Here is a 12103-nt window from a genome sequence, read left to right as displayed (position 1 = left end):
GAAGATATAAAATTCTCTCGGATATATTTTAGTGAGAGAACTAATGATGAATAAAATAACTTGCTTATCAAATTACCTCAACAAATTTTTCAATGAAATGGCAAATAATTGAAACAGAAAAGGAAGAGAAAATTGAGTAATTGATGATTCATAAAAGCTATAATTTTGGGTAATATAGGGGTTACAAACTGAATCATAGATACAATGTGCCAATTATTAAATGAAGAATCTGTGATAATAACGAAACAGGGTTTAGATTTCAGGTTTACTAAAGAAGCAGTAGAATTTATGAAAAGAATGTACAATGGCTTTATTTAAAATACCCTGCAAATTGATTGTAGAATCTTGCAGCAATTTAAAAGCATTGGATAGTAGCTTTGCCTAACAGCATGGAAAATCTATATAAAGGTTATGGACAAAGGTTATGAGAGTAACACTAAGTGTGGAATAAAGTTAAAATTAGTTTTTGATTACCTAAATCAGACATTGGATCAACTTAACATAACGGAGGGAGTAAGAAGGTTATAGGGAGAAGTTGCTAATATCTGACCTTGGTTCAAGTTCTTTTAAACAGATCAATGGAACGGGAGCTTATTTTATAAGTCGTTGATACCAATGTATATGCTATAGAAACAAATCAAAAAATGGAATTATTGGAATGTTTAGGAGACAAGCTATTTTTAGAAATGAAGGTGTTGTTGGGAAAAGAAGCAAAGATTAGAGTAAGAATGATATGTCATAAATTAACTGAAGAGCAGTCTCTAGCCAGAAGAAGAAAAGCTAATAAATTGGCAAAATCACATGATCTTCCAAAAGGAATCAGAAATTGTTGAACTGGTCAAAACTAATATTCCAGAGGATAAAATTAGTGCTGAGCAAGTATTACAGAGTAAGGTGGCAAATTGAGTTGTTTTTAAACTATACAAGAGCTACATAAGACTTAAAAGGGAAGCCACACAGAGTATTGTGTGAATTATATGCTAAATTATGTGCAATTCTCATATTTCATGAGTTGTACAAAATTAAAAAAGAATACAGAACTCAGTTTAACAAAGGCATTTATTGAGCTAAAAAGGCGGATTAGAGAGTTATTTTTAGCACTAAAGAATAGAGTTAATAGTTTGAAAATTTTTCTTAAAAAGATTACAATAACTTGGTCATGATTTTCATTAAAAGACAAGTACAGAAAAACTAGAGTATCTACTTTAACTTCCCTAAATTGTGTGATTCATAGAGGTTATTACAGCAAAAATGTAAGATAAAATAAAAACTTTGACTTGTGATAGTTTAAATACCTTATTACAATAATATGAATAAATTCATCAACAAGAGGCAATCAGTAAATGGATACCAAAGTTAAGTTGCGTCTGAATTGGATAGAATTATACAAAAAATTAGGTCATGCAGGCAAAGTATGTCAACACTATAACATTTCACGCTTTACCTTACGAAAATGGTACAAACGTTATGAAAAGCTAGGTGAACAGGGATTGTCAAACCTTAGTAGCAGGCCTAAAACTTTACCCTTACAAAAAATCAACAAGTCAAATGAACAGCTCATTCTTCATCTGAGAAAAGCTAGAAAATTAGGAGCAAGACGTATTCAAGCTGAATTAAAGCGTTTACATGATATCTCTTTTGCATTGGCTACTATACACAAAGTTTTGAAGAAACACGATGTAAGTCTTTTACGTATTAAGCGCCACTATCGCAAGCAGATTAAGCGTTATAACTGCAAAGTGCCAGGAGAGCGTGTACAAATGGATGTTTGCAAAATATCTTCGGGGCTTTATCAATATACTGCTATAGATGATTGTACGCGTTATAAAGTTATCGCATTATACTCAAGGCGTACTTCAAAAAATACTCTGGATTTCCTAAAACAATTAAGGGAAAGGGCTCCATTTCATTGTCAAAGGATTCAGACCGATAGAGGACAAGAATTTTTTGCTTACGAAGTGCAAGAGTGTCTAAAAGAATGGAAAATAAAATTCCGTCCAATTAAGCCGTTTTCCCCACATTTAAATGGTAAAGTAGAAAGAGCGCAGCGTACAGATTTAGATGAATTTTATAGTAGCGTTAACATTAAGGATTATGAATTGCAAGTCAAGCTTAGGGATTGGGAAGAATATTATAATAAACAACGTCCTCATAGCTCTCTTCAGGGAAAGACTCCTTGGGAAAAATATAAAGAACTGGAAAAAACAATTCCTTGTCTAAGTGAAATACAAAAAAATTATATCTCATCAAAAGAAACATTTGTCATGCAAAATTACAAACATAACCAAGAGTTAAAGTCACTTCAAAAATATAAAACCTCTTAACAGGTATTTCAAGTTCAGACTTGATCTGACAAATTAGTTGCAATAACCTCTATGAATCACACACCTAAATTTGCTCGCAATCTCTTAACTTGATGCTTATGCTTTTTTGAATATTCCCAAGTGCTGCCAAGCTTTTGGCCCAATATTAATTCGGCTATTGATTTTGTCTTTCAGTGCTCGGGGAAATCTTACTTCGGTTAGCTATAGAATTTTTGATTTTACTGAAAAAACATTCCCGTTCTTTATAAATATGCTTATCATAGAAGCTCTTCACTTTTCGATGGAATCACAACTTCACATCCTTTGCTCTCAAACAAAAGCATATATCCTTTATCAGCCACTATAGTGGAGTTATAGATATTTTTCATTAACTTGTGTAATTTCATTCCTCTGGCCAGGAGTAAGTATAAATTTTAAAGGATTTCCCAATGCATCAACAAATGCATGAATTTTAGTAGTAAAGCCACCTTTATTCCTTCCTAAGAGCTTTGGAATCCTTTTTGTATCAGGCAGGCAAGCATGAGCTCGAACTATCGTTCCATCGATTACCGCAACTTCTAAATCTGGATTTTGTTGCATATATTTTTGCCAAAACTTCCTTTTCACACCACCTTTTAAACCTCCTATGTATACTCCTGTAATTGCCGTAAATTTCTGGCAAAAGACGCCACTTACAGCCACTCCGAACCATATACCAAACCGCTTCCATAAATATTCTCAACCTCTTCTCATTTTTGCTGTGTATTCCTTTGACTCCCTTTAAGAATTCAAAAGTTTGTTCCCATTTTCTTTTTTCTATGTAATATTCCATTGATAGTTTCTCTATATTATTCACGGTCTCTTTTTCCTTATTTCTCCTACTTTTTCTTTACTTTATTTTCTCACAGTATATTTTGTTTACAGAACCTAGGAGTGCAAGCGTTTATGAGTCAGAGGATAAGTCATATAATATTTACTCGGTCTTAATACTTTGAATTTATATTTGAGTAAACGATAAACAGTAATTGGTATGAGTGATCTATTTAAAAGTGACAATTATGATAAAAATCTCAATTCTTTGATAAGAGTCATAAAGCTGAAGGATACAAAAAAAATTAATGAACAATATGATGAAACACTGAAAGATTTATCTCAAGCTCTGAAGAATTTTACAAACAACGCAAAAGATGTAGCTAAGTTTGTTATATATAGTGACTTGAATAATTATGTAGAACCTTTGAGCACAAAGCCACTCGGTTTTATTGGAACATTAAAAGGGATATTAGATAGAGTCTTGGGAAAAGATATTCCAACTAATGATAATGACATAAAAAATTTTGTTGGTGATGAATTATCAGGTTTCACTATAGAAAAAGCAGCCGAATACACAAATATTTTAAGTACAATTAATCTATTCAAGAAAGGACTTAAAGAAATTTTAGATTCGAAACAGAGTGGAAAAGGCAATAAAGAACATAAATCATACGAAGTAAGCACGGAAAATAAAACGACATCAAAGCAGAAGGAAGATACTCCTAAGCTGCAAGAAGGAAAACAGCCGGTAGGAAAATTAGTTATGAAGAGAATAAAACGGCCAACAACAGCACCTCCGCCACCTCCTACTGCCTCAAAAAAGGTACACTTTAAACCAGAAATAGAGAATGTATCTCCTGAAGATTCAGGCTATGAAAGTTCATTAAGTGAAGAGTCTGGACATGAGGAAATATCAAATTATCAAGAGAAAAGCAGTAAATCTTCAACAAAAGATTCGGAAGACTCAAAGTTAGCTAAAAAGGAGCCAACTCACAAAACGAAACCTAAGAAAAATGCAGGAACAAGAAGAGGATATAAAAAGAGACAGGCTCCAGAGCCACCAGCGCTAAACGCTACCAATCAAGAAATTAGGCAAGAAACTAAAGAAGATAAATCTGAAATACTGTCAAATCCTAAAAGGCTAGATATTGTTGATCAACAAGTGAGCACGAAACCAATAATAGTAGAAGTGACTTCGCAAAAATCAGCTGAAAGTAAACCAATCCTGAAAAAATCTGCTGATAAAGCAGCATCAGAAGTAAAAGCGGTTATTATAAAAGAAAAAGTAAATAGCAAGAAGGACGGTAGAGTAAAGTCAATAGTAGGAAAATTTGAGCAAAATCAAGTTGCTAAGAGCAAAGCCACCCCTGCAACACAAGCAGATATCGGTATGAAGAAAGATCCTGCACCATCGCAAGAAACTGCCTCCCAATCTCACTCATTTCCGGTAGGAAATAAAAGATCTAAAATGAACCCCATAACAGCAAAGTCCGATTCTAAACTTCCGGTTAGTAAAAAACCTCTTCTCACTCATGTTAGTGTAAAGAAAATAGCTGCACGATTTGAAAGCCATGGGAAGAAATAGTTGTAACCTATTGAACAAACCCTATAATATCCTTGATCTTTTTTATATTGTTATTTGCAATCTCTGCTGCTTTTTCTGTACCTTCTTTTAATATTTTATGTAAATGGAGCTGATCCCTCAAAAGACCGTTCAACTTCTCACGTATGGGTGATATAACACTGATGATTAAGTCAGCTAACTCTTTTTTAAAGTTCTTTATGTCATGTTTATCCACTTTTTTACACACTTTTTCTACATTTAAATCACTAAGCACTGAATAAATATTTATCAAATTGCTTATTTCTGGACGACATTTTAAAGTAGAAAAATCAAAGCCTAGAATTGAATCTGTTTTTGCTTTTTCTATTTTTTTGACAATTAAGTCATCTGTATCGTCAAGGTTAATGCATGAGTATTCTGAAGAATCAGATTTACTCATTTTGCTTGTACCATCTCTTAAGCTCATTATTCTTGATGTGCAATCCAAAGTTAAGATTTCAGGTATGATGAAATGACTACATTTATAATGATTGTTAAAAGCTGATGCAATATCACGTGCAAGTTCTAAATGCTGTTTTTGATCATCGCCAACAGGAACATATTTAGTTTGATACAGCAATATATCCGCAGCCATAAGTACTGGGTAGCTATATAACCCAAGAGAAGCTTTTTGTTTATCGCTTCCAGCCTTATCTTTAAATTGAGTCATACGATTAAGCCAACCAATTGGTGTATAGCACCCTAGCAGCCAGCCCAATTCTGCATGACCACTAACTGCGGATTGATTGAAAATAATCGACTTTTCCGGATCTATTCCACATGCAATATAAGTTGCTGCTGCTTTAAAAATATTATTTTTTAATTCATTTGCGGGAAGCTTATTTGCTGTGATTGCATGCAAATCAACAACACAAAAAAGAGATTTATATTTATCCTGCAACCCTATCCACTGCTTAATTGCACCAAGATAATTGCCCAAGTGTAATACTCCACTTGGCTGAATACCTGAGAAGACAACTTCTTCCATACCTTGAGTGTTTTATTAGTTACTTTCGCAATCAGCAGATTTTTTAGAAAGAATAACCATTGCAGGACGAAGCAACCTATTTTTAATGGTATAACCAGTTTGTAGTACTTCTACAATAGTGCCAGGCTCTTTTTCATTATCTTCTCTTTCCACAACAGCTTGATGTAAATTGCTGTCAAAAGAGTTACCTATTGGATCTATTTCTTCTATTCCATGTTTTTTTAGATCACTCACAATCTTTTGGTGCGCCACTTTTATTCCCTCATGAATAGGATCATCATCTTTCAAGTTTTCCATTGCTTTTTTTAAATTGTCACAAGAGTCGATCATATCACGTGCAAATTTTGTGACTGCATAATCACTTGCATCGCTAATTTGCTTTTGCATTATACGTTTAACGTTTTCATTATCTGCAACAGCACGGCGTAAATGATCTTCAAGCTGAACTGCACGTTCTTTTAATATATTAAGCTCTTCACTTAAATCACCTGTTTGCTGATCTTCTTGGTCATCCCCTTTTCGTTTACTGACCATATCTGCAAATTTCTTTTTTTTCTCTTTATTACTATCTGACATATCATTCACCCTTACAAACTTAATAAATATATAACAATCAATCTAAAAATATCAAGCGTTAGCTATCCTTGTCTTTCTATGCTTGCATTTAAAAAGTCAATCAAAGCAGTTTTATAAAGAGAATCAGAAAAAGTATCAATATTACTTTGCGCCATATTAATATAGTGTTTAGCTTCTTCCATAGAAACATGAATGGCATTATGATGATTAATATATTGTAATGCTTGGTCAAAATTGTGTCTAGCTGAAGAAAAAGATTTCTCCCAGAATTTTTGTTCTGATGAGCTGCCTTTTTCATATGCTATAATAGAAGGTAGAGTGACTTTACCTTCAAAGAAATCTTTTCCAAGTTGCTTTCCTAAAGTGCATTGATTAGCAGTATAATCTAGCACGTCATCAATTATTTGGAATGCCATGCCAAAATTAAACCCGAAATTCCTTAGCCTCTCTGTTTCATCACTTGTGGCTCCAGATACTACTGATGCAGCCTCGCAGCATGCAGAAAATAAAGATGCTGTCTTTTCTCCAATGATATTAAAATAATTTTTCCTAATTGTGTTAGGGTCAAAACGCGTTGTCATCTGCTTTATCTCACCCTTGACAAGCAAATTAGATGCCTTAGATAAAATAGAGAGAACACTTAAATTCCCACATTCTATAAGCCATCTAAATGCTAAGGTCAATAATAGATCACCAACTAAAATGCTTGATTTATTCCCCCAAATTTTATTTGCTGTTGCAACTCCATGGCGTGCCTTACTTTCATCAAGCACATCATCATGAAGTAAAGTAGCGTTGTGTATAAATTCTACCGATGCAGCAATGTTGACCCTACTCTCTCCAGAGTAATTCAGCATTTTACATATAATAAAAATGAGCTTAGGCCTTATCTTTTTTCCTCCTGAATTAATAAGATGAGATGTAATATCGGTAGCAAGCTTAGTACCTTCATCATTGACATTTTTGAAGATAAAGTCATTCATAGCCAATAAATCAGAAGATACAATATCATCTAATTTACTACTTTTTGTTAAATCAGTGTTTAGCATTTAAGAGGACTTATGCTTCTTGCCCTTGTACTTTCTCAACTTTTTTCTTTTCTATTTTTTTCGATTCTGTTTCTAAATCTACTATGCCTTTTTTAATGAACCACATTACCCTTTCAGTTGCTTGCGCTCCTACACTTAGCCAATGTTTTAATCTATCAGCTTTTACCACAACACGATTTTTATTGTCTTTTGGCAACATTGGATCATATTGTCCTATTCTCTCAATAAAGCGTCCATCTCTTGGTGCTCGTGAGTCGGCTACAACTATCCTATAAAAAGGACGTTTCTTTGCCCCAAACCTTGCTAACCTTATTTTAACTGCCATGTCAACCTTTGTTCATATATTAATTACAATTTAAATACAATAAACAGCTCAAGTCAAACTAATTGTACCTCTTTTACCTAAAAATACAATATAGCCCCTCCAATCACTCATAAAAGGAAGATAATAAACTTTTTTATATATCATCAATCATAGCATGATTAACTTCTACTCTATACTTTGATTTTAGATAGCTAATTAACTGTTCCTTTAGCGATATCATCACACGTTTTCCGGTGTCAAGCATGTTTAATTTACCATTTGATGAATGCATTTCTTTTAGAACGCCTATTATAATTTCATTATTGTATTGAATAGGATCTGTTACCGAATTAGTTGTTTTCATATTGAAAATTTCTTCTATGAAAGAAAAAGGGTAGTTTTGTTCATTGCGTTGTATTTGCTGGCCTTTAACCAATTTTATACCTTGCATTTCTTCCAAATCTGTCTTTTCTCTTAGTTGAACTGCTACTTCTTGTCCCATTTTAAACATTTTTTCTTTTATAAATTCACTACGCCAAAGCTTTATGGCTGATTCCCTACTTTCTTCAAAACTTTGTAATTTAGGAGGAACGATATCACTGATTTTTACACCAACAACAGTATCTCCAACACCCTTAAAATAACTCTTCTGATCTTTCTCGCGTGAAAAAATGAAAGAAATGAAATCACTGGAATTTCCTACTTCATTACCACTTTGGTCTTTTCCACTAGCATCTACTGGACCAATGGTTTGTATAGGTAAATTGTAATTATTGGAGATTTCTTCAATCGTTGCACCATTGTATATCTTATAATTCACTTGATTTATGAAATCATTGACTTTTTCAAAAGACTTTTGATTGGTTAAAACTGACCTTATGTCTTTTTTTAAATCAACCAAGTCTTCATCAGAGATTTGATGTATGCTTTCTACCTTTATTACGTGCCATCCAAAATTGCTTGTTAAAACTTCACTTACTTCACCTGTTTTGAGAGCAAATACCTTTTCTCTCATATTTTCAGGTAAGAAATCCTTAGTTATATTATTTACTCTGGTTTCTTCAAGTTTTACTTTACTGAACTCTTCTATTATGTCTTCAAAGCTTGCTTTACTTTCTTCAAGCGCTCTTCTTGCTATTTCAGCTTTTTCTTTGGTAGGAAATATCACATTGAATATGTCTCTTTGATTTTTAAGTTCCTGATGTTCTATTATACTATCAACCTCTTCATCTGAAATTCTGATTTGATCTTCAAAATATTTTTGATCCAGAGAAATGTATTGCGCAGTTCGATACTCAGGGTAATAAAAATTGGACTTATTTCTTTCATACAAATCAAGTAAGGCTTGATCATCTGGTTCAGGAACGTCTGTAATTGCATCCTCAGTTATTTTAACAATATCAACTACTCTAGTTTGGTAGCGATTTTTGTATATCTGCTCATCAACACTCTCACCAAAAGTTATCGGATAATTATCTTTAAATAACGAAGTCATGAACATCATTGCAGGCAGGATTTTCTCTAGTTTTTCTATATATTCCTTTTCTGTTATATGCAGGCTATTTAGAGTTTGATGGAATTTATTATGGTCAAATTCTCCTTTATCGTCCTGAAAGTACTTGGTATTTTTTATATGGCTTTTGATAGATTCTTCTCCAACTTTTAATCCAAGTTCGCTAATTAGGTTAAACAATAGTTTTTGCTCTATAAGTGCGTTAAGTAAATCATATTTCAGCTTTTTTACTTGTTCTTTACTTATATCAGATCCAGAAATTTGCTTTTCATAATTTTGATATAGTAATTTATATTCATCTGATGTTATCACTTCCTTTCCTACTTTAGCTAATTCTTTCCTTTCATCATCATTTGATAAAAGATTGCCAATCCCCATAAAGATTAATAAGCAAACTAAAAGGAGAACGATTGCCTTGGTAAAAAAATTTCTAATACTCATTGTAAACTCAGTTAACTAACACTTAAATTTAGAATAGCAATAATTTAATCTTTGTAAATCTATTAACAAATTAGCTAATATGTGTAATATTGCAGTATATTAAATTAAATGGGAGCTTATATTAACCTAAGGGATGAGAAATATAAACTAAAAAGCCATTGGATGACAAAGTTAATGCTTTTTTAGTTTTAATGGTTTATATTTTATTTCTATAACAGTAAAGGAATATTAAAATGGGAGATGTTTTTTCGATGTCAATGGAATCTTCTAAAGACAATAAGGATAGAAATGAACAATTTCTCATGCAAGTAGCTGCTTGGTTGGTTGATAACACTAGCTTAACTTTTGATCAAATAGCAAAATGTTGCAAGTTATCCCTTGAAAAAGTACAAGACATAGCTGATGAGGAAATAGAAGTTGAAAAGTATGACCCTATTATTTCTGAAATAATTACTGAAAAAGAAATCGATGATTGCAAAAAAAATCCAAATCGTGTACCAAATTTGATTATAAAAAATATAAAAAAAAGGGCAAAGACGGTTAGCATTCTTGGCTTTCCTTCTACAGCAAGGCGTAGAAATAAACCTAATGCAATTTGTTATTTGGTAAGAAAATTTCCTATCTTGAACAATAATGTTATAGCTAAGCTAGTTAGTACAACAAATTACACAGTTAAGCAGGTAAGAGATAAATCTCATCATAACATGCTCAATATCAAACCTCAAGATCCTGTACTACTTGGTTTATGTAGCCAGGAAAATTTAGAAGTGGAAGTAGAAAGAGCGGAAATAGAAGAAGAGAAGAAACAAAGATTAAAAAATATAAATAATAGCTATTGATGATTCTCAAATTCTTGTACTTTGTTAACATTAAATTGACTTGACTTGTTAGTTTTTATCAGTATAATGTAAGTAAAGTATCTAGTTTAATAATTAAACCTAAATACGCACTAAAAACTAGCTCAGCCTGATTTATTGTTTTATAGTCACATTTTAGGTTAGTAAGCATCAATTAAAATTTTTGGAGGATTATGACAACAATCAATGAAGATGTCTTAGCAAAAGAAAAGGTTGTAGATCAACCTGAAAAAAGTGAACAAATTCATAATGCTAACGCAGTAAAACAAATAACCAGTGAAGGTGCTGAAAAACACAAGAAAACATTGGACCTGAGCGAATTGAAAGAAAAAACAGCAGAAGAATTGTTAGAGCTAGCTGAAGAAAGAAAAATTTCAACTAGTGGTAAAGGCAATGGCAGGATGCTAAAACAGGAAATGATATTCAGTTTAATGAAGAAAATGAGTGAAGAAGGAGGCATAACCACAGGAAGTGGAGTAGTGGAAATATTGCCTGATGGTTTTGGCTTCTTACGTTCATCAAGTGCAAATTATGCTCCAAGTACCGATGATGTTTATATTTCCAATGGCCAAATAAAGAAGTTTAATTTACGTACAGGAGATATGGCATGTGGAGAAATAAGGCCACCTGGTGATAAGGAAAGATATTTTACTTTAACTAAGGTTCACAGTATAAACTCTACTGAAATCAGTGAATTAAGAAAGTACGTACATTTTGATAATTTGCTTCCACTTTATCCTGAAAAAAGCCTCATCCTTGAAAACAACAGTAGCGGAGATAATAAAAAAGATATAAACATGCGTGCTGTAGATATAGTTACACCTCTTGGAAAAGGACAAAGAGCATTGATAGTTGCTCCACCTCGTACAGGAAAAACGATATTGCTTCAGCAAATGGCTCACTCTATAGCTACAAATCATCCTGAAATAGAACTAATAGTATTACTTATAGATGAAAGACCCGAAGAGGTGACAGATATGATACGCTCTGTAAAGGGTGAAGTGGTAAGCTCTACATTTGATGAACCTGCCTACCGTCATGTCCAACTTGCTGAAATAGTAATAGAAAAAGCTAAAAGAATGGTTGAACACAAAAAAGATGTAGTGATTTTGCTTGATTCTATAACTCGTCTTGCACGTGCTTATAATGCAGTCATTCCTTCGTCTGGAAAGGTTCTAACCGGCGGTGTAGATTCAAATGCGCTGCAAAGACCAAAACGCTTTTTTGGAGCAGCTCGTAATATTGAAAATGGTGGTTCTTTGACAATCATCGCTACAGCCCTTATAGAAACTGGTTCAAAAATGGATGATGTTATTTTTGAAGAGTTTAAAGGCACAGGTAATGCTGAAATTATACTAGATAGAAAACTTGCTGATAAACGTATATTCCCTGCTATTGATATTACAAAATCCGGAACAAGGAAGGAAGAGCTATTAGTTGATAAGGCCATACTAAATAAAATATGGGTATTGCGTAGGATACTTAATCCTATGGGGTCTGTTGAAGCAATGGAGTTTTTACGTGACAAACTACTTTTAACAAAGAGCAATGCTGACTTTTTTAACTCCATGAATCACTAAAAGTAAGCCAATTCTGATGGAGCAAAAAAGCTATGTTTATACAATTGTGTACCAGTGTTGAAATGACACCCTCAGA

11 protein-coding genes and 1 pseudogene are annotated in these 12103 nt (G+C 32.9%); 5 read left to right on the top strand and 7 right to left on the bottom strand.

Features of this window, described 5'->3' with window-relative positions; genetic code table 11:
* Nucleotides 1-46 precede the first annotated feature (46 nt).
* Nucleotides 47-1160 (top strand): annotated as a pseudogene (locus OPS21_RS04150) (IS4 family transposase); the annotation flags it as partial.
* A 183-nt stretch (nt 1161-1343) separates the two neighbouring features.
* Nucleotides 1344-2324 carry an IS481 family transposase gene (locus OPS21_RS04145; RefSeq protein ID WP_264336561.1) on the top strand — a complete coding sequence of 327 codons (981 nt, stop codon included), beginning with the start codon at nt 1344-1346 and terminating at the stop codon, nt 2322-2324.
* Between the two features lie 351 nt (nt 2325-2675).
* Here the strand turns inward: OPS21_RS04145 and OPS21_RS04140 are convergent, their stop codons facing one another.
* Together OPS21_RS04140 and OPS21_RS08055 are read right to left on the bottom strand one after the other, a co-directional pair.
* Nucleotides 2676-2903, bottom strand: coding sequence for a transposase (locus OPS21_RS04140; RefSeq protein ID WP_405197041.1), 228 nt, complete (start codon nt 2901-2903; stop codon nt 2676-2678).
* Nucleotides 2830-3135 (bottom strand): transposase, encoded by a 306-nt coding sequence (locus OPS21_RS08055; RefSeq protein WP_405197045.1) that lies wholly within the window; start codon nt 3133-3135, stop codon nt 2830-2832. The genes OPS21_RS04140 and OPS21_RS08055 overlap by 74 nt, the downstream gene beginning before the upstream one ends.
* A 198-nt stretch (nt 3136-3333) precedes the next feature.
* On the opposite strand from OPS21_RS08055, the gene OPS21_RS04135 reads away from it, so the two are divergent.
* Entirely contained in the window at nt 3334-4701 is a 1368-nt protein-coding gene (locus OPS21_RS04135; protein ID WP_264337189.1) for a hypothetical protein, read from the top strand.
* Between the two features lie 7 nt (nt 4702-4708).
* Here OPS21_RS04135 and trpS read toward each other — a convergent pair whose 3' ends face one another.
* The 5 genes from trpS to OPS21_RS04110 all read right to left on the bottom strand — a co-directional run bounded on the left by trpS (nt 4709) and on the right by OPS21_RS04110 (nt 9590).
* The gene (gene trpS, locus OPS21_RS04130) at nt 4709-5707 is read right to left on the bottom strand and encodes a tryptophan--tRNA ligase (protein WP_264337188.1); all 999 of its coding nucleotides are present in this window, start codon (nt 5705-5707) and stop codon (nt 4709-4711) included.
* Between the two features lie 15 nt (nt 5708-5722).
* Complete coding sequence (locus OPS21_RS04125) at nt 5723-6283, bottom strand: nucleotide exchange factor GrpE (protein ID WP_010402249.1); 561 nt, start codon at nt 6281-6283, stop codon at nt 5723-5725.
* Between the two features lie 62 nt (nt 6284-6345).
* Nucleotides 6346-7332, bottom strand: a complete 987-nt coding sequence (locus OPS21_RS04120; RefSeq protein ID WP_264337186.1) for a polyprenyl synthetase family protein — start codon at nt 7330-7332, stop codon at nt 6346-6348.
* Nucleotides 7333-7342: 10 nt separating this feature from the next.
* The gene (rpsP, locus tag OPS21_RS04115) at nt 7343-7657 is read right to left on the bottom strand and encodes a 30S ribosomal protein S16 (protein WP_006015540.1); all 315 of its coding nucleotides are present in this window, start codon (nt 7655-7657) and stop codon (nt 7343-7345) included.
* Nucleotides 7658-7790: 133 nt separating this feature from the next.
* A complete protein-coding gene (locus OPS21_RS04110) occupies nt 7791-9590 on the bottom strand; it encodes a peptidylprolyl isomerase (protein WP_264337184.1) in 1800 nt (599 codons plus the stop codon).
* 233 nt (nt 9591-9823) lie between these two features.
* On the opposite strand from OPS21_RS04110, the gene OPS21_RS04105 reads away from it, so the two are divergent.
* Together OPS21_RS04105 and rho are read left to right on the top strand one after the other, a co-directional pair.
* The gene (locus OPS21_RS04105) at nt 9824-10429 is read left to right on the top strand and encodes a cell cycle transcriptional regulator TrcR (protein WP_264337183.1); all 606 of its coding nucleotides are present in this window, start codon (nt 9824-9826) and stop codon (nt 10427-10429) included.
* Nucleotides 10430-10620: 191 nt separating this feature from the next.
* Complete coding sequence (gene rho / locus OPS21_RS04100) at nt 10621-12027, top strand: transcription termination factor Rho (protein ID WP_264719480.1); 1407 nt, start codon at nt 10621-10623, stop codon at nt 12025-12027.
* The last annotated feature ends 76 nt before the right edge of the window (nt 12028-12103 follow it).

The sequence above is a fragment of the Wolbachia endosymbiont (group B) of Chorthippus parallelus genome, assembly GCF_947251815.1.
Taxonomy (GTDB): Bacteria; Pseudomonadota; Alphaproteobacteria; order Rickettsiales; family Anaplasmataceae; genus Wolbachia.
Note: the sequence above shows the minus strand (reverse complement) of the source record. Positions and strands in the feature narration are given on the sequence as shown.